Consider the following 21,170-nt stretch of genomic DNA (forward strand, 5'->3'; position numbering starts at 1 on the left):
CCGTTGCACGTCGAGTATCCGCACCCTGTTCGCGCGCTCACAAGAGGCCATCCGCTCGGATGACCTCCGTGCCGATGGCTGCGCCTCAATGGGTAAGCGGGCCCTCGTAGCGCTCCACCTGGCTCTTGAGCTTCTGCCCTGGTCGGAACGTCACCACCCGGCGCGCCGAGATGGGTATTTCCTCCCCGGTCTTGGGGTTTCGCCCAGGGCGCTCGCGCTTGTCGCGCAAATCGAAATTGCCGAAACCGGACAGCTTTACCTGCTCGTTTTCACGCAGGCAGGCGCGGATCTCCTCGAAGAAGGCCTCCACCATCGCCTTGGCTTCCCGCTTGGTCAGTCCCAACTCGGCGTGAAGGTGCTCGGCCAGTTCCGCCTTGGTCAACGCTCCCATGTCTACTCCTTCAGAGTGGCGGTCCAGCCCGCCGCCTTCACCATCAGCCTTGAGGTGGCGGCCCGGAAACGGGCGCCGCGGCGAGAACCGCAGCCCCCGTCATCCACACATGCTCCGGGACGCCAGGTTAACCGCGCAGTTCCGCGCCGAGGTGCTGATGGGATTCAGCGACAATGGCATCGACCAACTGATTGATTTCCTCGTCATTTAGCGTGCGCGAAGGATGCTGCCAGGTCAAGCCCAGGGCGACACTCTTGTAGCCTTCCTTCACCCCCTTGCCCTGGTAGACATCAAATAGGCTCAGCTCTTCCAGCCACTGCCCTGCCTGCTTGCGCACGCAGTCGAGCAGCGCCTGCACCGGCTGCTGTTCCGCCAGCAGGAACGCCAGGTCGCGGCGCACTTCCGGGTAGCGCGACAGCGGCGCGAATTCCGGCAGGCTACCATGCACCAGCGCATCCTGGCGCACCTCGAACACATACGCTTCTGCCCGAATCCCTAGCTCGGCCGTGACGCGAGGATGCAGCGCACCGATCCAGCCAACCGGCTCCCGCGATACAGCAGCCGCGCGCTCTGGCCAGGATGTAGCGACGGATTCTCGGCGGCTTCGAAGCGCCATGCCTCCCTCTCGCCGCCCAAGGCCAAAAGACTCTCGACATCGCCTTTAAGGTCGAAGAAGTCGACGTTGTCACGCCCGCCAGCCCAGCCTTCCGGCTGTCGTGAACCACACGCCAGGGCACCAAACATCGGGATCTGCTGCAGATCATCCAGGTCACCCCGGAACACCAGGCCCGTCTCGAACAGGCGAACCCGGTTCTGCTGGCGGTTGAGGTTGTACTCAAGCGCTCTCACCAGGCCCGGAAACAGGCTGGCGCGCATGACGGAAAGATCGCTGGAAATGGGATTGGCCAGCCGCGGCGATATGGCATCGGGCAGCAGCGCCTGCTGCAATTCCGGTGCCACGAAGCTGTAGGTGACGGCTTCCTGATACCCCCGCGAGGCCATCTGTCGACGCAGCCTGCCCAGCGGCGTACGCGCCTCATGATCTGGGCGCAGTGCCAGGCGCGCCGCCGGACGTCGCACCGGCAATCGGTTGTAGCCGTGTATCCGGGCCACCTCCTCGATCAGGTCCTCTTCGATAGTGATATCGAAGCGCCAGCTGGGAACCTGCACGTGCCAGCCGCTGGCATCGGCCTTTACCGTCATGCCCAGCCGCTCGAGGATCTCCTGCACCTCCTCGCCGGGCAGCGACTTGCTGAGCGCCTGCTCCAGGCGCCGTTCGCGTAGTGTCACCTGGCGATCGGCCGGCAGGTGCGCATCGCTTGTCACCTCGACCAGGGGCCCGGCTCGCCGCCGGTGATCTCGAGCAGCAGCGCCGTGGCCCGCTCCACCGCTTGCGGTGCCAGATTCGGGTCCACGCCCCGCTCGAAGCGATGCGAGGCGTCGGTATGCAGGCCGTAGGAGCGCGCCTGGCCCGCCACGGCCAGCGGAGAGAAGAACGCCGATTCGAGGAAGATATCGCGCGTGGCTTCATTGACACCCGAGTGCTCACCGCCCATCACACCGGCGATGGCAAGCGGACCACGCTCGTCGGCGATCACCAAGGTGGAGCCGTTGAGGGTAATTTCCTGGCCGTCGAGCAGCACCAGGCGCTCGCCTTCGCGGGCCAGGCGCACGATCACGGCACCGTGCAGGTTCGCCCGATCGAAGGCGTGCAGCGGCTGACCCAGCTCGAGCATCACGTAGTTGGTGATGTCGACCACCGGATCAATGGCGCGAAGCCCGCTGCGGCGCAGTCGTTCCACCATCCACAGCGGGGTCTGTGCCGCGACATTCACGCTTTTGATCAGCCGGCCGATATAGCGCGGGCAGCGCTCGCCGTCCTCGACACGCACCGGGAAGGTCTCGTCGTGAGTCGCAGTCACCGGCGAAATAGACGGCCCTGCCACCGGCAGGCGATTGAGCACACCGACTTCACGAGCCAGGCCCTTCAGGCTGAGGCAGTCGCCGCGGTTGGGCGTCAAGTCTACCTCGATGGTGTGATCGTCCAGTCCCATCCAGTGACGAAAATCCTCGCCTGCGGGCGCCTCGCCCGGCAGCACGAGAATGCCTTCCGAGGTCTCTTCGGCAAGACCCAGTTCGGAGGCAGAACAGATCATGCCTCGCGATTCGACCCCCCGCAGCTTGGCCTTCTTGATCTTGAAATCAGTAGTCTTAACGTCGCCAGGCAGCACGGCACCGACGCGGGCGAAAGGCACTTTCTGCCCCACCGCCACGTTAGGCGCACCGCACACCACCTGAACCAACTCGGCACCACCATCGTTGACCTGGCACACGTTGAGCTTGTCGGCATCGGGGTGCTGCTGCTTGCTCACCACCTCGGCCACCACCACTCCGCTGAACGCAGCAGCCACCGGCTGCACGGCGTCAACCTCCAGACCCGCCATGGTGATCTGATCGGCGAGGCCCTGGGCGCCTAGCTGCGGCGAAACCCACTCACGCAGCCACTGTTCGGAAAATTTCATGACTCATCCTGTGTTCTGCCGAAGTTGATATAGCGCCGCACGTTCACGCGAACTGCCGCAGGAAGCGCAGGTCGTTATCGAAGAACATGCGCAGGTCATTCACCCCATAGCGCAGCATCGCCAGGCGTTCAGCGCCCATGCCGAAGGCGAAGCCCTTGTAGCGTTCGGCGTCGATGCCCGAATGGCGGAACACGTCCGGGTGCACCATGCCGCAGCCCATGACCTCCAGCCAGCCGCTGTGAGAACAGACCCGGCAACCCTCGCCCGAGCACATCACACACTGGATATCGACCTCGGCAGAGGGTTCGGTAAACGGGAAATAGGAGGGGCGGAAACGCACCGAGAGATCGTCACGCTCGAAGAAGGCGTGCAGGAAGTCTTCGATGGTGCCCTTGAGGTCGGCGAAGCTGACGTCTTCGTCGACCAACAGTCCCTCGACCTGGTGGAACATCGGCGTATGGGTCAGGTCGGAGTCGCTACGATACACCCGGCCGGGACAGACAATGCGAATGGGCGGCTCCTGCTCCTTCATCGTGCGCACCTGCACCGGGGAGGTATGAGTACGCAGCAGGCGTGTGGCATCGAAGTAAAAGGTATCAGCCATGCCCCGCGCCGGATGGTGCGCGGGAATATTGAGCGCCTCGAAGTTGTGGTAGTCGTCTTCGATTTCTGGGCCAACTGCCACCTGATAGCCGATCCGGGTAAAGAGCCCTTCGATGCGCTCAAGGGTGCGCATCACCGGGTGGAGCCCACCGTTGGCCTGCCCCGCCCGGGCAGCGTGACGTCGATGCGCTCGGCGGCCAGCTTAGCCTCGAGGGCTGCGCTAGACAGCGCCTGGCGCCGCTCGTCGAGCTCGGTGGCGAGCGTCTGCTTGGCCTCGTTAATCCGCTCACCCGCCGCCGGCCGTTCGCTCGCCGGTAGCTTGCCCAACCCCTTGAGCAGGGCAGTAATCTCCCCCTTCTTGCCGAGGTAGCGCACGCGCAGCTCATCGAGTGCCGCAATGCTGTCTGCGGCTTGCATGGCAGTGCGGGCCTCGGCGACCAGTGTGGGTAGATGGTCCATCCGTTGAGCTCCGAAGTCGTTGATCTTGGCTGAATAATCGCTAGATAGTAGGGGCTAGTCGCATAAAAAACAGGGGAAGAGCGGCTGCTCTTCCCCTGCGACGGTCTGGCATCATTGCGCGTCGGCAGCTGCCGGCGCCTCGCCATCGGTCGATGTCACTTACTGGGCAGCCTTGGCCTTCTCGGCGATGACAGCAAAGGCGGCCTTTTCGTGCACGGCCAGGTCGGCCAGCACCTTGCGGTCGATCTCGATGCCTGCCTTCTTCAGCCCACCGACAAAACGGCTGTAGGACAGACCGTGCTGACGAGCCGCGGCATTGATCCGCTGGATCCACAGCGCGCGGAACTGACGCTTGCGCTGACGACGGTCGCGGTAGGCATACTGACCCGCCTTGATGACGGCCTGCTTGGCGACGCGGAAAACGCGCGAACGGGCACCATAGTAGCCCTTGGCCAGCTTAAGAATCTTCTTGTGACGACGACGTGCGACGACACCACGCTTGACACGAGTCATGGCTTTCTCCTGACGTTGAAATGGGCGACCTGAGGTCTAAGGCTTACAGATTCGGCAGCATGCGCTGAATCAGGGCCTTGTCGGCGTCATGGATAAGCTTCGTACCACGCAGGTGACGCTTCCGCTTGGTCGACTTCTTGGTCAGGATGTGGCTACGGAACGACTGCTTGTGCTTGAAGCCGTTAGCCGTCTTCTTGAAGCGCTTGGCAGCGCCGCTGTTGCTCTTGATTTTCGGCATGAGTCTAACTCCGCTCGAGATTTTTCAGAAAATCCGGGGCCGATGGCCGGCTTGCACCGACCACCCGTTTGGCTGGCCTTCGGATCACTTCTTCTTGGGGGCGATGATCATGATCATCTGACGCCCTTCCATCTTGGGGAAGGCCTCCACGGTCCCGATCTCCTCGAGATCCGCAGCGATCCGCTCCATCAGCTTGCGGCCGATGTCCTGGTGCGCCATTTCACGTCCGCGGAACCGCAGCGTGACCTTGCCCTTGTCGCCACCTTCGAGGAAGCGGATCAGGTTCTTCAGCTTGACCTGATAGTCGCCCTCGTCGGTGCCAGGCCGGAATTTGACTTCCTTGACCTGAATCTGCTTCGTCTTCTTCTTCTGAGCTGCCTTCTGCTTCTTCTGCTCGAAGACGAACTTGCCGTAATCCATGATCTTGCAGACGATCGGATCGGCATTGGAAATCTGGACGAGGTCTAGACCGGCCGCTTCGGCACGCTCGAGCGCTTCGCTGGTGGGTACGACACCCAGCTGCTCGCCGTCGCTGTCGATCAGGCGAACCTGATCCTCGGTTATCCGCTCGTTCATTGGGGGCGCTTGTCCTGCGGACGTGCGCGCTGGCTGCTTCGCTTGATCGTTCCGTCTCCGTTCCGGTAATTGACGATGTCGTTACCAACCTGTCTTTACCAACCTGCGGCTACCAACCCTCGGACCGCACCCGCTCAATGAAGGCATCAACGGTCATGGTACCCAGGTTTTCGCCGGTGCGCGTGCGCACGGCAACCGAGTCGGCTTCGACTTCCTTATCTCCGACAACCAGGAGATAGGGAATCTTCTGCAACGTATGTTCGCGGATTTTAAAGCCGATCTTCTCGTTCCTCAAGTCCGCCTTGACGCGAAGGCCGATTTTCTGCAGGCGCTGCTCCAGATCGAGCGCATAATCGCGCTGTGCATCGGTGATATTCAGTATCACCGCCTGCTCAGGCGCCAGCCACAGCGGCATGGCGCCGGCATAGTGCTCGATCAGTATGCCAAGGAAACGCTCAAAGGAGCCGAGAATGGCCCGATGCAGCATGACCGGCGTCTTGCGCTCGCCATCTTCGTCGACGTACTGTGCGCCGAGCCGGCCCGGCAGGTTGAAGTCGAGCTGCAGGGTACCGCACTGCCATACGCGGTTGAGGCAGTCGCGCAGGGCGAACTCGATCTTGGGTCCATAGAACGCCCCTTCACCCGGCTGCAGCTCCCACTCGAGGCCGGTGGCATCAAGCGCGGCCTCGAGCCCCTCTTCAGCGCGATCCCAAAGCGCTGCCTCGCCCATGAAGTCTTCGGGGCGAGTCGAGAGCTTGAGCTCCACATTGTCGAAGCCCAGCTCCTTGTAGACCTTGAGCGTCAGAGCAATGAAGGCCTCGGCTTCGCTCTGGATCTGCTTCTCGGTACAGAAGATGTGCGCATCATCCTGGGTGAAGCCGCGTACGCGCATGAGGCCATGCAGGGAGCCGGACGGCTCGTTGCGGTGGCAGCTGCCGAACTCGGCCAGACGCAGCGGCAGATCACGGTAGCTTTTGAGCCCCTGGTTGAACACCTGCACATGGCAGGGGCAGTTCATCGGCTTGACCGCATACTCGCGCTTCTCCGATTCGGTGGTGAACATCAGGTCACTGTAGTGCCCCCAGTGCCCCGACTTCTTCCACAGCGACAGGTCAACGACCTGCGGCGTACGGATCTCCTGGTAGCCGTGCGCGTACTGAACCCGGCGCATGTACTGCTCCAATGCCTGGTACATGGTCCAGCCGTTGGGATGCCAGAACACCATGCCGGGCGCCTCTTCCTGGAGATGAAAGAGATTCATGCGCTTGGCCAGCTTGCGATGGTCGCGCTTTTCGGCTTCCTCAAGGCGCTGTAGGTGCGCCTTGAGCTGCTTCTTGTCGCCCCAGGCGGTGCCGTAGATCCGCGTCAGCATCGGCTTGCTGGCATCGCCGCGCCAGTAGGCACCGGCCAGCTTGGTCAGTTTGAAGGCCTTCAGGTGCCGGGTATTGGGCACATGCGGCCCGCGGCACATGTCGGTGTATTCCTTGTGGTAATACAGGCGAATCGTTTCCCCTTCCGGGATGGCGCTGACGATTTCCTGCTTGTAGGGCTCGTCGCGCTCCACGAAAGCCTGCAGCGCCCGGTCGCGCTCGACGTATTCACGCACCACGTCGTATTCCGTCTCGATCAGCGCCTGCATGCGTGCTTCGATGGCGGCGAGATCGTCCGGCGTGATGGAGCGACCGAAGTCGATGTCATAATAGAAGCCGTCGTCGATGACAGGCCCGATGGCCATCTTGGCATCGGGATAGAGCTGCTTGACGGCATGCCCGATCAAATGGGCACAGGAGTGGCGAATGATCTCGAGGCCTTCCGGGTCACGAGCGGTGATGATGGCTACGCTGGCATCATGATCGATGACATCGGCAGCATCCACCAGCACGCCGTCGATCTTGCCCGCCACGCAGGCCTTGGCCAGGCCGGGGCCGATGGACTCAGCGAGCTGCATCACGGAAAGCGGTTTGTCGAAGGTTCTCTGACTGCCGTCAGGCAGGGTCACGATGGGCATTGAAGCGTCCTTTGCGCAGTGGTGATCCATACCAGGGATCACGTGTCGCGATTGATAGCGATGATAAAGGCTAGGAAAACCGGACCCTCACGGCCCACCCACTACTCTGGGCGATACGGGTGCGCACATCGCGCCCCGCCGTGCGTCACGGCAGCCGCGTAGCGTAGCAGAAGGCACACGACCAAGGCTAATGTCGAGTCCCAATATTCCTGGCACCTTCACGATCCGAGGCGGCCAGCCTGCCGTCGCGGCCCTGGCGCATGAACGCAACAAGGGCGCCCGAAGGCGCCCTTCTGCTTATCACCAGCTCGTTGCTAGAACGAACCGGGACAGCCTATCCTCGCTACCTGCAGCGAAGATCAATCCCAGTTGACAATCTCGACACGGCGGTTCTGGGCACGGCCCTCGTCAGTGTCGTTGGTCGCTACCGGGCGCTCTTCACCGAAGCCGCGAGTGGTCATGCGCTGCTCGGCGATGCCCTGAGATACCAGATACGACTTGACGGAGTCAGCGCGACGCTGGGACAAGCCAACGTTGTATTGCGGCGAGCCCACGGAGTCGGTGTGCCCTTCGATGCGTACACGCAGGTCGGAGTTTTCGCGCAGGGTATTGGCCACCTGGTTCAGCGTCTGGTGGGCGCCCGGTCGAATCTCCGCGGAATCGAAGGCGAATGTGACTTCGCTGCTGAGCACTACCGGCTCGAACTGCGGCGGGGGCGGCGGCGGAGTGGGCTCGGGCATCGGCTCTGGCTCCTGCTGCACGACCGGGGCCGGGGCCGGTGTACGGTCGGCACACAGCAGAGCGCCAATGGAGGCACCGGTGGCACCGCCGACGGCGATACCCTGATCCTCATCGGAGCTGCCGCTGACGGCATAGCCAATGCTGCCGCCGATCAGGCCGCCGGCGATACCGCAGACTACCGGCTGCTGGTACCAGGCATTGCCGCCGGCGCCGGCACCGGCCGTGGCACCACCACCGGCACGTTCACCACCTTGCTGGAAGTTGGTCGCACAGCCGGACAGGCCGATGACCAACGCAGATCCCAAGAGTAAGCCAGTCGTCGATCTTTTCATTTTAAAGACTCCTTCTTTTTCGTTTTCGGACGCCATCGTGGGCACCGAAGGTCAGGACACTCATTGACCCAACGGCTCACAGTGTAGGCCGGATTTGGCCAGGGAGAAAACCTGGCCGCAGTTTCCGTGTGCCACCGTCAGCCATACAGCCATGCCCAACATGACTCGGCAAGCCGCTGTTTAGCTTGCCGGAATTCGTTTTGTGCTGCAATCACCTCGCATTGTACGAATTTCGTACAATGGCAAACCGACCAAAAAGCCTGCAAGCAACCCCGCCCTCAATGGAGGCTTTTCGGCCAGTTCTTGCGGAAGATCATCACCTGCTCCGCCGCCTTCAGCACGGCCTCGCGCCACTCGTCCTCCACCTGCAGGCGTTCGCGGTCTTCGCGCATGCGTTCTCGCGGCGTCAGTGACTTGCGCGCCGAGTGGGTGTGCAGGTGGCGAGTACGGGCATAGACTTCACCAAAGGGCTGGAATGCCGGCCTATCCAGTAAGCTGGGGTCGAGGATTTCAAGCAGCATCTTGCAGCGCCACGAGCCCTCAGTCACCTCAACCTGCTCCTGCAACAGCGACGACGCGACGATTTCAAGGTTGGACAAACAGTTCTCATGCGCGCGGCGCAGCTCGGCCTCGCGGAAGGCCTCGCGTCGCTTCACCTCTCGCCAGAGCGTATAGGCGTATGCGCTCAGGCCGGCAATGATGGCCAAGCCTACCGCTAGCAGAATCAGTGCTGTGGTGGTCGTCATGGAGCTCCCTTACTCTTGGCTGTGGCCTGCATTGTAACGCAAGCCAGGCGGGGCACCACGTGGCGTGACGTGGCGTGGTTCAAGGGCATGCCGAACCTGGCGGCACGCTCAGACTACCGGCGCTGCAGGCCAGGAACGGGCCATTGACCAGGCTCTCGCCGCGGTTGTAGCGCACGGGCTGCTGGGTGGCGATATCCAGCACCACCCCGCCGGCCCCTTCCAGCACTCCCTGGCCCGCCGCGGTGTCCCATTCGCAGGTCGGCCCGAAGCGGGGGTAAAGATCGGCCTCGCCCTCGGCAATGCGACAAAATTTCACCGAACTGCCGCAGCGCTCGAGCAGGGCGTCCGGATAGCCTGCAATCCACTCCTGGGTCTGCGCATCAAGGTGCGCACGACTGGCAAGAATACGTAGGGGCCACCCCGGGCTGACGCATATCTCACGCCGTCGGTTGTCGCGCCAGCACCAGGCACCCAGCCCCACGCCACCGCCCCAGGTACTCCCCAAGGCCGGTGCATGCACCAGACCCAGCACCACGCGCCCCTCCTCGATCAGCGCCACGTTGACAGTGAAATCCTCATACCCTTCGATGAACTCCCGCGTGCCATCGAGCGGGTCCACCAGCCAATAGCGCTGCCACTGTTGCCGTAGCGCCCAGGCGGGCAGTCTCGCCTCCTCGCTGAGCAACGGCAGATCGAGCAATGCCGGCAGCCCCTCGACGAGGCAGCGCTGCGCCGCCAGGTCGGCCTGCGTCACAGGACTGCCGTCGTCCTTTGCCAGCCAGCCCGAGTCACGGCGGCGTACCGCCAGAATCTCACGGCCTGCAGTCTCGCACAGCGATCGCAACGCTTCGATGAACGTCAGGTTGAGCGGCATTCAGCCTCTCCTTCAAGGGGTTACACTTATTACTACTGAAGTATAACGCCAACTTAAGTAGAATCGCGCGCCGTGCTCCCGGCACATTTCCCCTATGCGACCCTGGAGAACTCATGGAAACGCAACGCGACACACCGGAACGGACACCCGGTCCTTCGCGAGCCGCCCAGATCGGGCTGTGGCTTGGTCCACTCTGGGTGGTGATGACCCTTGTCCTGCCCGCACCCAGCGGCATGTCAGACCCCGCCTGGGCCTGTGTCGGCATGGCGCTGCTGATGGCCACCTGGTGGTCGACCGAAGCCATGCCCATTCCGGTCACCTCCCTGCTGCCGCTGGTGATGGTCCCTGCCTTGGGCATCGGCACCATGGATCAGGCCGCATCGAGCTATGCCAACCCGATCATCTACCTGTTCCTCGGCGGGTTCCTGCTCGGTATCGCCATGCAGTACTGGAACCTGCATAAACGCATCGCACTGCATGTGCTCCGCGTGGTGGGCCACCAGCCCCGCCGGCAGATCGCCGGCTTCATGATCGCCACCGGCTTTCTCAGCATGTGGGTGTCCAACACCGCCACGGCCATCATGATGTTGCCCATCGGCATGTCCGTGATCAACCTGCTCGGCGACAGCGACCCAAGCGAGCTGAAGCGCTATGCCACCGCCCTGCTGCTGGCCATTGCCTACTCGGCGAGCATCGGCGGCGTGGCAACGCTGATCGGCACGCCGCCCAATGCCCTGCTGGCAGGCTACCTGGCCGAAGAGCGCGGCATCGATATCGGCTTTGCCCAATGGATGCTGATCGGCCTGCCCATCAGCACCGTCATGATGGTGGGCGCCTGGTGGTGGCTGACACGCCGCGGCTTCAATGTGCAAAGCGGCGGTGAGAGCGGCGGGGGCAACCTGGTGCGGGATGAACTGACCAAGCTTGGCAAGATGAGCTCCCCGGAGCTGCGGGTGGGGGTGATCTTCCTCGCAGCGGCCATCGCCTGGGTGATACGCCCCCTGCTCAATGACCTGGGGTTAGGCTGGCTGTCTGACACAAGCATCGCCATTGCCGCCGGCATCGCCCTGTTTCTGGTGCCCAGCGGGCGCGGCCAGGGCGAGCGACTGATGGTATGGCAAGAAGCCCAGAAGCTTCCGTGGGGAATCCTGCTGCTGTTTGGCGGCGGCCTGGCCCTGGCCGGCTCGATCAGTCGCTCCGGCCTGGCCGAATGGATCGCCGAGCAGCTTGGTGTGTTTGGCGTATTCCCACTGTTGGCAATGGTCGCCATCGTGGTGCTGGTGATCATCTTCCTTACCGAGATCACCTCCAATACCGCCACGGCAGCAGCCTTCCTTCCGCTGCTGGGAGCACTGGCCATGTCGCAGGGCGTGTCGCCGCTGCTGATCACGGTGCCTGCCGCCATCGCCGCCAGCTGCGCCTTCATGATGCCGGTCGCCACCCCGCCCAACGCCATCGTCTTCGGCACCGGGCACATGACGATCCAAGCCATGATGCGCGCAGGCTTCGCCCTTAACCTGATCAGCACGGCCGTCGTTACCGTGATGGCCTACTACCTGATCCTTCTGCTCTGGTAGCACGCCTTCGGGCACCTGGCGAAGGCCAGGTGCCCGGGGTGCGCACACCTACCCAGCAAGACGACTAACCTCGCAAGACGATCTTCCGGCCTAAACGACCTACCTGCTAAACGACCCATCTGGCTAAACGACCCACAGCGCAGCGTAGTGATCGAGCAGCAGCACGCCAAAGACACCCAAGATATAGCGGATCGAAAACCAGAAGGCCGCCAACGGCGCCTGGGGATCGACGCCACGCCATACTTTCCAGTTCCAGTACATGAAGCGGGCGTTGAGCGCCAGGACTCCCAGCAGGTAGACCGCCCCGCTCATGCCAATGACGAAGGGCATCAGGGTGATGGCTACGGTAAGCCAGCCATACAGCCAAATCTGCAGGCGGGTGAAGGCTTCCCCATGCGTTACGGGCAGCATCGGCACACCGGCACGGGCATATTCATCGCGCTTATGAATGGCCAGCGCCCAGAAGTGCGGCGGCGTCCAAGCAAAGACGATCAACAGCAGTAGCAGCGGCTCTGGGCCCAGATGGCCTGTGACGGCAGTCCAACCAAGCAGCGGCGGTGCCGCCCCAGCCACTCCGCCTATCACGATGTTCTGCGGCGTGGCCCGCTTGAGAAAGGCGGTGTAGATCAGCGCATAGCCGATCAGCGAGCCCAGGGTTAGCCAGGCCGTGAGCAGGTTGACCTGCCACATCAGCAGCGCAATACCCAGCACCGACAGCAGCGTGGCCCAGCCAAGTGCCAGCGCGGTGGGCATGCGCTGCGTGGCCAGCGGGCGCTGCGAGGTTCGCAGCATCAGCGCATCGAGGCGTCGGTCGACCACGTGATTGAACGCCGCCGCACCCCGGCTGCCATGCCGATGCCCGCCAGGCCGAACACCACCGTTGCCGGGTCGGGCAGTGCGGGGTCGCCAGCGCCATGCCCACCAGGGCACAGGCCAGCATCACAACCACCACACGAGGCTTGCATAGCGTCAGCAGATCCTGCCAGGTCCAGTCGCCGGCCTGACGGTCCCATAGTGCCAGCACGCTGCGCTTTCCTGCGCGCGCTTCAAGACCGCATTAGACATGTGCCCACTCCTTGTCACATCGTTTGGAACCAATTGCCTGAGGCAGCGTTTCGCGCCAGTGCCAAACGGCCAGGGCCAACAGCAGCACCAGCGCTACTGCACCGGCGGTATGCAGCAGGGCCAGCCATAGCGGCAGCCACAACAGCACGTTGGCGATGCCCAGGCCGAGCTGGATACCGTAAGCGATAACCAGCCCGCCTAACCAGGGCCGCATGTGCGCCTCCTGCCAATACCGCATCGCCAACATAACCAATGCAAGGCCCAGCAGCAGCGCCCCGATCCGATGCCCTTGGTGAATGGCGGTCCGTGCATCGGCGTGCAGCTGGCCGTGCAGGTAGTTGGGTCCTACCGTCTGGGTCAGGTGGAAGCCTTCGCTCCAGTCCATCTCCGGCCACCACTGGCCGTTACAGGTAGGGAAGCCCTGACAGGCGATACCGGCATAGTTGCTCGACACCCAGCCGCCCAGCGCCACCTGCAGCAGCAGCATGCCGATGGCGAGCCCCCATAGCGGGGACAGGCGTCGACGCCCCCGAATGGACTTCGCCGCCCCGGTCGAAAACCGCCGCAGCGCCAGGTGCAGCCAAAGAAACAGCAGCAGCACGGATAGGCCGCCGAGGAGGTGGAGCGTCACGACCTGAGGCCACAGCTTGAGGGTCACCGTGAAGGCACCGAAGGCACCCTGCAGCAGAATCACGCCCAGCAGCGCCAGGCTCAGCCGCCACGGATAGCCGGCCTGGCGCCTCAGCGGCATGCCCAAGAGCAGCAGCGCAATCACCAGCAGCCCAAGCGCCGACGCCACATAACGATGAATCATTTCGACCCACGCCTTGAAGCTTTCCAGCGGGGCATCCGGCGAGTGAGCCAGGGCGCGCTCGGCATCGGGAACCACCAATCTGCCGTAGCAGCCCGGCCAGTCCGGGCAACCAAGGCCGGCGTCCACCAGGCGCGTCCACACGCCGACCAGTATCACCAGCGTGGTGAAGACCACGCCTGCCAGGCTCAGCATCAGCAGCAATCGCACCCTTGGCTCATGCTCAGTCGCATTCATTGGTAGGGATCCTTCCTTTGTCACCGGGACTTGCACCTCCATCATGGATGTACCGTGCGTGAGTTGCGAACGCACGCTTTCAGCGCTGGCTGATCTCACGCAGAGGCGTGATACGCGTATCCGGATTCCTGCGTAGCAAATGGTTGATGTCGTCTAGCACCGCTCGCGGCTCCACCTCCGCACCATAGGTCAGTACCGCACGGCCTTGAGGGTCCAGCACCCAGATCTGGCCCGGCGCGTGCCAGGCAGGCAGCGACCTCCACTGGGCTACCGCTTCACCCGGCAATGCCGCCGCATCGCCACCGATGCGCAGCCGGCTTAGCCTCGGCGCCTCGCGCCCCAACGCGCGATGCAGGCGCCACCACCGGTCGGCCATGGCACCACACTCCTGGCTGCAATCGAACGCCAGGATCCAGTCGCCCTCCTCGATCCGAACCGGCGTGCCGGCCAAGGGCCAGTGTTCCAGCTGCGGCGCATCCGGGCCCAGCTCGCCATGGGCGGTACGTTGGTCGGGAATGCCGATGCGCCACTGCACCATGACCCAGGCGCTGATCATGGGCAGGGCAAAAATGGCAAGCAAGGCCAGCAGCTTCAATCGCTGGTGGCGCATGGGTGTCGTGGCGTGCATGGCCCCTCCTCGTCATTACAAAACGGAATGCTCGACATCGGCTCGCAGCCGTCTACCACCAAGCAGCATGACCACAAGGGCGGCCAGCGCCAGCCCCCACCACTGGACCGCATAGCCCAAATGGCGGCTAGGCGGAACCACGCTGGGCTCCCACCAGCTCTCGAGAAAACCCGGCCCCACCTCGAGATGAAGCCAGCCCGAGTGGGCAAATTCGAGCTCCGGCCAAGCCTCGAGTTCGATGCGCTGCAACCGCCTCCTCCTGGTTGGGACCGAAGAGCGGTGCCAGGCTGCCTGCCCTCTGCCAGCGGCCGTAGAGCGTCACCACGCCCTCCGGGGTGTCGACCCGCGGCATGGCACGGCTCGGCCCGGTTGCCATGAAGCCACGCTGCACCAGCCAGACGCGCCCATCCTCGGTGCGCAGCGGGGTCAAGGCCGCCACGCCCAAGCGGCCATCATGGGTGCGGTTATCGAGAAAGAGGGTGTGCTCGGGAAGATACTCTCCTCGCAGCGTCAGGCGCGCACCTTCGGGAGGGAACTCGGCAGGCGCTTCCAGCGTGGGCGCCTCGTCCAGCTGCGTGAGGTAGTCACGCTTGTCGTCGGCACGCTCCCACTGCCATAGTCCAAGAGCCAGGCCCAAGGCGACGAGCAGCAGCCAAAACAGATACCAGAGGCCCAGGCGCCAGCTCGGCAAGCGTGTCGCCGGTGGCGTGTGCCCTACCCCTGCCCCTTGATGGAGTGACGCATGCTGTTGAAGATCCTGATTGCGACCGTGTTCGTGGCCATGCTGGTCAGCCTGGCTGCCGGTGCTGGTTTCCTTCTGCGTGACGATCCTCAGTCACGCCGCCTGCTGGTATCGCTCAAGATCCGCGTGGCACTCGCTGCCTTGCTGCTTGCGCTACTTTTCTTCGGTTTTGTTTCCGGGCAACTGGGGCCCACCTGAGGCCCCAGCGCAGCTTCGCCGCTTCAGCCTAGAAGACATAGACGAACAGGAACAGGCCGACCCATACCACATCGACGAAATGCCAATACCAGCAGGACGCCTCGAAGCCGAAGTGCTCCTGCGGCGTGAAATGGTGGCGCATCACCCTGACCAGCATCACGATCAGGATCAGCGTGCCAACGATGACATGCACCCCGTGGAAGCCGGTGAGAATAAAAAACGTGGCGCCGTAGATACCCGCCTGCAAGGTGATGCCGTAGTGTGCGTACGCCTCGTAGTATTCAACCCCTTGGATCACGATAAAGCAGAGCCCCAGCAGCACTGTGCCTGCCAACCAGTTGCGGCAAACCCGGCGATGCCCCTCCTTCAGCGCTTCATGGGCCACCGTCAGGGTGATGCTGGAAGACACCAGGATCAGGGTATTGACCAGCGGCAAGTGCCAGGGGCTGAAGACCTGAGCTGGCCCGGCAATGGAAGCATCGGGCGGGCTGAGCAGCGGCCAGTGAGCGATAAATTCTGGCCACAGCAACGCCGTGGCACCCTTGGTGCCTTCTCCGGCCAGCCAGGGAACGGCGAAGGTTCGTACATAGAACAGCGCCCCGAAGAAGGCGGCGAAGAACATCACCTCGGAAAAGATGAACCAGCCCATGCCCCAGCGGAAGGAGCGGTCCATCTGGGCATCGTAAAGCCCCTCGCGCGACTCGTTAACCACATCGCGAAACCACAGCGCCATGACGGTGATGACCCCCGCCAGGCCCAGCATCATGACAGGAGTGCCTCGATCATGGACCAGCACCATACCGGTGCCGATCATCATTACCCCCAGGGCCAGCGAGCCCAGCACCGGCCATTTGCTCGTTGCAGGAACATAATAGCTGCCACCACTCATGCCTCACCTCCTTCATCGCGCTTGGCACCGGCCTGCAGCGGCGCCTTCGCGCCCTCGATGGGATACAGGGTGTAGACCAGCGTCACGGTATTGACCTCGGGCGGGAGGTCGCGAGCCAGCTGGAACACCAGCGGCAGTTCAAGGCGCTCACCCGCTTCCAGGCGCTGCTCTTCGAAACAGAAGCAGGACGACTTGCGCACGTGGCGGGTGGCGGTAGAGGGCGATACGCTGGGTACTGCACGCCCCCAGCTCTCACCATTGCTCTGGTTGCTGAAGGTAAACGCGACCTCGGAGGTCTGCCCTGGATGCAATCTCACCTGGCGCGTTTCCACCTCGAGCCGCCAGGGCAAGCCGGAGCCGTTGCGCGTGATGAACTGCACGGTGACCAGGCGCGATTCGTCTACCTCCTGGTGCAGCAGCGCCTGGGCCCGCGTGTCTACCTTGCCGTTGATGCCGGTCACCCGACAGAACACATCGTAGAGCGGCACCAAGGCAAACGCGAAGGCAAACATGCCCACCAAGGCGGCCACACTGCGCCACACCGTACGGCGCACTCCCTGCTGCTGCTCTGCTGTCTCGTTGTCACGCATCACCTTCCTCCTTCCTTCAGGCCGGCACTGTACGCTTCAGCTCAATGCGCCGGGCGCTGAAAGTTCGGTGGGGTCTCGAAGGTATGCAGCGGCGCCGGGCTCGGCACGCTCCACTCAAGGTCATCGGCAAACTCCCCCAGGCCTGGGCCGGCGCCTTCTGCTCCCCCGAACACACAGGATGATCACCGCAACGAAGAGCAGTTGGGAAAAGCCGAACATGAAGGCGCCAAGGGAGGAGACCAGGTTGAAGTCAGCGAACTGCAGCGCGTAGTCGGGAATACGCCGTGGCATGCCAGCCAGCCCCGCGAAGTGCATGGGGAAGAAGGTTAGATTGACCCCGATCACCGACAGCCAAAAATGCCATTGGGCCAGGCGGACGTTAGGATAGTGACCGGTCCATTTAGGCAGCCAGTAATAGACCCCGGCCATGATGGAGAAGATGGCTCCAGGCACTAGCACATAGTGGAAGTGCGCCACCACGAAATAGGTATCGTGATACTGAAAATCGGCCGGGGCGATGGCCAGCATCAGCCCCGAAAAGCCGCCAATGGTGAACAGCACAACGAAGGCCAGGGCAAACAGCATGGGCGGTTCGAAGCTGATCGATCCGCGAAACAGCGTGGTGACCCAGTTGAACACCTTCACCCCGGTAGGCACCGCGATCAGCATGGTGGCGTACATGAAGAACAGCTGCCCGGCCAGCGGCATGCCGACCACGAACATATGGTGCCCCCAGACCAGGAACGACAGCACCGCAATGGCTGCCGTGGCATAGACCATGGAGGCATAACCGAACAGGCGCTTGCGGGCGAAAGCCGGAATGATCGCCGACACGATTCCGAAGGCCGGCAGGATCATGATATAGACCTCGGGGTGGCCGAAGAACCAGAACAGATGCTGGAACAGCACCGGGTCCCCGCCGCCTGCGGCATTGAAGAAGCTGGTACCGAAATTGATGTCCATCAGCATCATGGTGATCACGCCGGCCAGCACCGGCATCACCGCGATCAGCAGGAAGGAGGTGATCAGCCAGGTCCACACGAACAGCGGCATGTCCATCATGCGCATGCCGGGAGCACGCATGTTGAGGATGGTGGCGATGATATTGATGGCACCCAGGATCGAACTGATCCCGGCAAGGTGCAGCGCAAGAATGAAGAAGGTAGTGGAAGGCGGTGCATAGGTGGTGGAAAGTGGCGCGTAGAACGTCCAGCCGAAGTTGGGCCCACCGCCCGGCATGAACAGCGTGGAAAGAAGCAATCCGAAGGCGATGGGTAGTAGCCAGAAGCTGAAGTTATTGAGCCGCGGCAAGGCCATGTCAGGCGCCCCGATCTGCAGCGGAATCATCCAATTCGCCAGCCCCGTGAACGCCGGCATGACCGCGGCGAAGACCATGATCAGGCCATGCATGGTGGTCATCTGATTGAAGAATTCCGGGTTGACGAACTGCAAGCCCGGCTGGAACAGCTCCAGACGCACCACCAGGGCAAAGATCCCACCGATGAAGAACATGACCAGCGAGAAAATTAGATAAAGAGTACCAATTTCCTTGTGGTTGGTGGTCAGCAGCCATCGCAGGATGCCTCGGGGCGGAGCCTCGTGGGCGTGTCCATGCCCGGCTTCCGCAGCGGTGCTGCTCTGCTCAAAGGTAGGTTGAGGAGGTACCTTGGGGGCCATCGGACTACTCCTTTCATTATCTTGTTATGGCGCTGCTTGTCAGGGTGGCCACGACGCATGGCGCCGTGGCCTCTTTCAGCGTTGCAGGCGTTCGGCGATTTCAGCGGGCTGTACAGAATCCCCGGCATCGTTGCCCCAGGCATTCCGCGTATAGGTGATGACCGCCGCAAGCTCCACAGGGTTGAGCGTAGTGCGGAAGGAAGGCATCGCCGTACCCGAGACGCCGTTGATCACGACATCCTTGTGCCATTCGATGTCCGCGACCATACGCTCGTTGCCGGCCAGGGCAGGAAAGGCCGGCGGCGCCCTTGGCCTTCGGGCTGGTGACAGGACGCGCAGATGCTGCCGTACACGGCTTCGCCCCGCTCCATCAGTTCGGCCAGCTCCCACTCGCGATCGACCCCCATGGCCTCCTGGGTCGCCATCTCCTTGCGCTCAGCCAGCCAGGCGTCGAACTCATCCTCCTCCACCGCGTGGACGACAACCGGCATAAAGCCGTGGTCCACGCCACACAGCTCGGCGCACTGACCGCGGTAGATTCCGGGTTCGTTGATCCTTACCCAGTTTTCGGTGATGAAGCCAGGCACGGTATCCTGCTTGACCGCCAGTGCCGGCACCCACCAGGCATGGATCACGTCATCGGAAGTGAAGAGAAAGCGGACCTTACGATTGATCGGCAGGACGAGAGGCTCATCGACTTCCAGCAGATAGTGCTCGCTGCGGGCCTCGTCGCCACGGATCTGAGCGCGCGGTGTCGCCAGGTTGGAGTTGAAAGCAACATCCTCACCGAGATACTCATAGCGCCAGCGCCACTGCTGGCCGGTCACCATCACATCGAGCTCGGCATCGGAAGGGTCGTAAATCTTCTTCAGCGTTGCGGTGGCAGGTACTGCCATGCCGATCAGAATCAGCAGCGGAATGGCCGTCCAGAACACCTCGACGGTAGTGTTTTCGTGGAAATTGGCGGCTTTTGCCCCCTTGGAGTGGCGATAGCGGAACAGCGAATAGAACATGACCCCAAAGACGATCACGCCGATTACGACACAGATCCAGAATATGGCCATGTGAAGGTTGTAGATCTCTCTACTGAGGTCGGTAACCCCAACCGGCATGTTCCAGCCGCTAGCCAGAGCCACCTGGCCCGAGCCGACAAGGGCCAACACCCCTGCCAACCATGCGAGCAGAGTGCGCATCGACGCCTCCCCATCTTTTGTAGTTGTCGTCGTCAGCGGCATCCCGTCTGTCAGGGGCGGATCCCGTATTCAGGAACATTAGCCGCTACTGCAGGAAGTATAGAAGCAGGTTCAGGAAATACACTGCCGAGCCACCCGCCTTTTGGCTAACGCGCCCGTCAACGCAACACTGCTGCAAAATGCGCTATCCGGCCACCGTGATGGCCACCCAGGCAATCACGCCGACCAGCACCAACGCGAGCACGATGCCCACCAGGATGAAGGCCAGCGGATTGCCTGTCTCGAAATCACTGCGTCGCTGCTCATCTCTCTGGACGCCGAGAAACGCTGCCAGCACCGACTTGATCACTCCCCACATTGTCCACCCCCTTAGCCTGTCCCACCCAGCATGGCACAGCCGCACCCAGCCAGCTCAACGGCGCTCCGAAAGGACCAGCCAATTTCATACTGCAGCGCAGCAGATACGCGCGAAGCCCCGCTCAGGCTGGGCTACACTGGAGTCAGGAGCTTTTTCATTGACCGCCCTCTAGAGGGCTCGGAGCTTAGCCATGGCTACCAACCAAACAACGCCAACGGGCTTCAGTCAGGCCTTTGACGTTTCCAACCCCATGCTGGAATGGTGGGCGCAACAGTGGATGCACAGCGCCACGCCCATGTCACGCCTGCAGCTGGCCTGGATTGAAAACCTGGCACAGCTAATGCAGCAGGAGGCAAAGTTTCTCTCTGCCCTCGCGGAATCCAGCCGTCAGCTCAGCCAGTGCTATGAAACCCACAAAGGGATCCGAGCAAGCTGAACGCCTGTTATCAGGAGATTGCCAATGAGGTCGCCGACCAGCAGATGGAGCGACTCAAGCAGGTAGCCACCTTGTCGCATGACATCCGCAAGCGAATCTGGGAAGAGCTGTAGCAGTGCCGACCCGCTTCCTATCAACATAAGCGCCAAATGCAGGCCCGCATCGCAAGCCTGTATTTGGCGACCTAGCACGGCGGCATACCGACCTTCTCCCCCGCTTCCCTTACTCATGTAGCTTGTAACTGCCCGCCACATGAGACGGGACGCAGCAGGGCACTTCATCGCAGCACTCGCAACCCCAACCGGCCCCAAGTTGTCAAGCAGTTGAAAGAAAAGCATAAAAGGGGCTTTTCATTTGCCGGCCAACACGCTAGTATACGCCTCGTTCGCGGGGCTCCAGGGGTTCACCTCCTAGCCACCGGAACACGCATCGCAGCGCAACAGCATGACAAGCCGCACCCTGTCATGATGCGATGCCAACAAAGTCGGAGCGTGGCGCAGCTTGGTAGCGCGCTGCAATGGGGTTGCAGAGGTCGCAGGTTCGAATCCTGTCGCTCCGACCATTAAACACAGTAAAAACCGCCGCTTACGGATCATGCCGAGCGGCGGTTTTTCGTTTTGGCTGGCTTAAAATGGGAAAAGCATAAACAATCGGCCTGCTTCCAAATTGAGCGAAAGAGTGCTCACTTAGCAGAAAAAAACTTTTATATGAGTTAAATACTGCTCAAAATTCTATCTCACGACTATAATTGAGCATCATGTTGCAC

Annotated in this window: 18 protein-coding genes, 1 tRNA gene and 5 pseudogenes; 4 read left to right on the forward strand and 20 right to left on the reverse strand. The window is 62.3% G+C overall.

What is annotated here, in order from left to right; genetic code table 11:
- Positions 1-85: 85 nt before the first annotated feature.
- From ACUDAL_RS08015 to cysQ, 10 genes and pseudogenes are all read right to left on the reverse strand, one after another.
- Positions 86-418, reverse strand: coding sequence for an integration host factor subunit alpha (locus tag ACUDAL_RS08015; RefSeq protein WP_444679339.1), 333 nt, complete (start codon positions 416-418; stop codon positions 86-88).
- A gap of 100 nt (positions 419-518) precedes the next feature.
- A pseudogene (gene pheT / locus ACUDAL_RS08020) lies at positions 519-2,913 on the reverse strand (phenylalanine--tRNA ligase subunit beta).
- A 43-nt stretch (positions 2,914-2,956) separates the two neighbouring features.
- A pseudogene (gene pheS, locus ACUDAL_RS08025) lies at positions 2,957-3,975 on the reverse strand (phenylalanine--tRNA ligase subunit alpha).
- A gap of 159 nt (positions 3,976-4,134) precedes the next feature.
- Entirely contained in the window at positions 4,135-4,488 is a 354-nt protein-coding gene (gene rplT, locus ACUDAL_RS08030; RefSeq protein ID WP_444677761.1) for a 50S ribosomal protein L20, read from the reverse strand.
- 43 nt (positions 4,489-4,531) lie between these two features.
- Positions 4,532-4,726 carry a 50S ribosomal protein L35 gene (gene rpmI, locus ACUDAL_RS08035; RefSeq protein WP_010628692.1) on the reverse strand — a complete coding sequence of 65 codons (195 nt, stop codon included), beginning with the start codon at positions 4,724-4,726 and terminating at the stop codon, positions 4,532-4,534.
- A gap of 84 nt (positions 4,727-4,810) precedes the next feature.
- Positions 4,811-5,302: a translation initiation factor IF-3 gene (gene infC / locus ACUDAL_RS08040; RefSeq protein ID WP_444677762.1), complete on the reverse strand. Its 492-nt coding sequence runs from the start codon at positions 5,300-5,302 to the stop codon at positions 4,811-4,813.
- Between the two features lie 109 nt (positions 5,303-5,411).
- Positions 5,412-7,310, reverse strand: a complete 1,899-nt coding sequence (gene thrS / locus ACUDAL_RS08045) for a threonine--tRNA ligase (RefSeq protein ID WP_444677763.1) — start codon at positions 7,308-7,310, stop codon at positions 5,412-5,414.
- A gap of 359 nt (positions 7,311-7,669) precedes the next feature.
- A complete protein-coding gene (locus ACUDAL_RS08050) occupies positions 7,670-8,383 on the reverse strand; it encodes an OmpA family protein (RefSeq protein ID WP_444677764.1) in 714 nt (237 codons plus the stop codon).
- Between the two features lie 278 nt (positions 8,384-8,661).
- Positions 8,662-9,129, reverse strand: coding sequence for a DUF2489 domain-containing protein (locus ACUDAL_RS08055; protein ID WP_444677765.1), 468 nt, complete (start codon positions 9,127-9,129; stop codon positions 8,662-8,664).
- A 79-nt stretch (positions 9,130-9,208) separates the two neighbouring features.
- Positions 9,209-10,003, reverse strand: coding sequence for a 3'(2'),5'-bisphosphate nucleotidase CysQ (gene cysQ / locus ACUDAL_RS08060; protein ID WP_444677766.1), 795 nt, complete (start codon positions 10,001-10,003; stop codon positions 9,209-9,211).
- A gap of 113 nt (positions 10,004-10,116) precedes the next feature.
- On the opposite strand from cysQ, the gene ACUDAL_RS08065 reads away from it, so the two are divergent.
- Entirely contained in the window at positions 10,117-11,580 is a 1,464-nt protein-coding gene (locus tag ACUDAL_RS08065; protein ID WP_444677767.1) for an SLC13 family permease, read from the forward strand.
- Positions 11,581-11,703: 123 nt separating this feature from the next.
- Here the strand turns inward: ACUDAL_RS08065 and cyoE are convergent.
- From cyoE to ACUDAL_RS08090, 5 genes and pseudogenes are all read right to left on the reverse strand, one after another.
- Positions 11,704-12,604 (reverse strand): annotated as a pseudogene (cyoE, locus tag ACUDAL_RS08070) (heme o synthase).
- Between the two features lie 33 nt (positions 12,605-12,637).
- Positions 12,638-13,693: a COX15/CtaA family protein gene (locus tag ACUDAL_RS08075; protein WP_444677768.1), complete on the reverse strand. Its 1,056-nt coding sequence runs from the start codon at positions 13,691-13,693 to the stop codon at positions 12,638-12,640.
- 79 nt (positions 13,694-13,772) lie between these two features.
- The gene (locus ACUDAL_RS08080; RefSeq protein ID WP_444677769.1) at positions 13,773-14,321 is read right to left on the reverse strand and encodes a hypothetical protein; all 549 of its coding nucleotides are present in this window, start codon (positions 14,319-14,321) and stop codon (positions 13,773-13,775) included.
- A gap of 15 nt (positions 14,322-14,336) precedes the next feature.
- A complete protein-coding gene (locus tag ACUDAL_RS08085; RefSeq protein ID WP_444677770.1) occupies positions 14,337-14,501 on the reverse strand; it encodes an SURF1 family cytochrome oxidase biogenesis protein in 165 nt (54 codons plus the stop codon).
- Positions 14,449-15,012, reverse strand: a complete 564-nt coding sequence (locus ACUDAL_RS08090; RefSeq protein ID WP_444677771.1) for an SURF1 family protein — start codon at positions 15,010-15,012, stop codon at positions 14,449-14,451. The genes ACUDAL_RS08085 and ACUDAL_RS08090 overlap by 53 nt, the downstream gene beginning before the upstream one ends.
- 51 nt (positions 15,013-15,063) lie before the next feature.
- Here ACUDAL_RS08090 and ACUDAL_RS08095 point away from each other — a divergent pair, with 51 nt between their 5' ends.
- Positions 15,064-15,261, forward strand: coding sequence for a DUF2909 family protein (locus tag ACUDAL_RS08095; protein ID WP_444677772.1), 198 nt, complete (start codon positions 15,064-15,066; stop codon positions 15,259-15,261).
- Positions 15,262-15,289: 28 nt separating this feature from the next.
- Here ACUDAL_RS08095 and ACUDAL_RS08100 read toward each other — a convergent pair whose 3' ends face one another.
- The 5 genes and pseudogenes from ACUDAL_RS08100 to ACUDAL_RS08120 form a co-directional block, all read right to left on the reverse strand.
- Entirely contained in the window at positions 15,290-16,150 is an 861-nt protein-coding gene (locus ACUDAL_RS08100) for a cytochrome c oxidase subunit 3 (protein WP_444677773.1), read from the reverse strand.
- Positions 16,147-16,740 carry a cytochrome c oxidase assembly protein gene (locus tag ACUDAL_RS08105; RefSeq protein ID WP_444677774.1) on the reverse strand — a complete coding sequence of 198 codons (594 nt, stop codon included), beginning with the start codon at positions 16,738-16,740 and terminating at the stop codon, positions 16,147-16,149. Before ACUDAL_RS08105 ends, ACUDAL_RS08100 begins: the two co-directional genes overlap by 4 nt.
- A gap of 41 nt (positions 16,741-16,781) precedes the next feature.
- Positions 16,782-18,417: pseudogene (ctaD, locus tag ACUDAL_RS08110) on the reverse strand (cytochrome c oxidase subunit I).
- Between the two features lie 75 nt (positions 18,418-18,492).
- Positions 18,493-19,610: pseudogene (coxB, locus tag ACUDAL_RS08115) on the reverse strand (cytochrome c oxidase subunit II).
- Positions 19,611-19,794: 184 nt separating this feature from the next.
- The gene (locus tag ACUDAL_RS08120) at positions 19,795-19,968 is read right to left on the reverse strand and encodes a DUF2970 domain-containing protein (RefSeq protein ID WP_444677775.1); all 174 of its coding nucleotides are present in this window, start codon (positions 19,966-19,968) and stop codon (positions 19,795-19,797) included.
- A gap of 190 nt (positions 19,969-20,158) precedes the next feature.
- On the opposite strand from ACUDAL_RS08120, the gene ACUDAL_RS08125 reads away from it, so the two are divergent.
- A complete protein-coding gene (locus ACUDAL_RS08125; protein WP_444677776.1) occupies positions 20,159-20,404 on the forward strand; it encodes a hypothetical protein in 246 nt (81 codons plus the stop codon).
- A gap of 485 nt (positions 20,405-20,889) precedes the next feature.
- A tRNA-Pro gene (locus ACUDAL_RS08130) sits at positions 20,890-20,966 on the forward strand.
- Positions 20,967-21,170 lie beyond the last annotated feature (204 nt).

This window comes from Halomonas sp. E19, from assembly GCF_052439355.1.
In the GTDB taxonomy this organism is placed as follows: Bacteria; Pseudomonadota; Gammaproteobacteria; order Pseudomonadales; family Halomonadaceae; genus Halomonas.

Bases quoted from the DNA above. Each gene is read 5' to 3' on its own strand.
- ACUDAL_RS08055 (WP_444677765.1), bottom strand. From the start codon at position 9,129: ATGACGACCACCACAGCACTGATTCTGCTAGCGGTAGGCTTGGCCATC.
- ACUDAL_RS08080 (WP_444677769.1), bottom strand. From the start codon at position 14,321: ATGCACGCCACGACACCCATGCGCCACCAGCGATTGAAGCTGCTGGCC.
- ACUDAL_RS08050 (WP_444677764.1), bottom strand. From the start codon at position 8,383: ATGAAAAGATCGACGACTGGCTTACTCTTGGGATCTGCGTTGGTCATC.
- ACUDAL_RS08075 (WP_444677768.1), bottom strand. From the start codon at position 13,693: ATGAATGCGACTGAGCATGAGCCAAGGGTGCGATTGCTGCTGATGCTG.
- ACUDAL_RS08105 (WP_444677774.1), bottom strand. From the start codon at position 16,740: ATGCGTGACAACGAGACAGCAGAGCAGCAGCAGGGAGTGCGCCGTACG.
- ACUDAL_RS08065 (WP_444677767.1), top strand. From the start codon at position 10,117: ATGGAAACGCAACGCGACACACCGGAACGGACACCCGGTCCTTCGCGA.
- rplT (WP_444677761.1), bottom strand. From the start codon at position 4,488: ATGACTCGTGTCAAGCGTGGTGTCGTCGCACGTCGTCGTCACAAGAAG.
- ACUDAL_RS08125 (WP_444677776.1), top strand. From the start codon at position 20,159: ATGGCTACCAACCAAACAACGCCAACGGGCTTCAGTCAGGCCTTTGAC.
- ACUDAL_RS08095 (WP_444677772.1), top strand. From the start codon at position 15,064: ATGCTGTTGAAGATCCTGATTGCGACCGTGTTCGTGGCCATGCTGGTC.
- rpmI (WP_010628692.1), bottom strand. From the start codon at position 4,726: ATGCCGAAAATCAAGAGCAACAGCGGCGCTGCCAAGCGCTTCAAGAAG.
- cysQ (WP_444677766.1), bottom strand. From the start codon at position 10,003: ATGCCGCTCAACCTGACGTTCATCGAAGCGTTGCGATCGCTGTGCGAG.
- infC (WP_444677762.1), bottom strand. From the start codon at position 5,302: ATGAACGAGCGGATAACCGAGGATCAGGTTCGCCTGATCGACAGCGAC.
- thrS (WP_444677763.1), bottom strand. From the start codon at position 7,310: ATGCCCATCGTGACCCTGCCTGACGGCAGTCAGAGAACCTTCGACAAA.
- ACUDAL_RS08120 (WP_444677775.1), bottom strand. From the start codon at position 19,968: ATGTGGGGAGTGATCAAGTCGGTGCTGGCAGCGTTTCTCGGCGTCCAG.
- ACUDAL_RS08100 (WP_444677773.1), bottom strand. From the start codon at position 16,150: ATGAGTGGTGGCAGCTATTATGTTCCTGCAACGAGCAAATGGCCGGTG.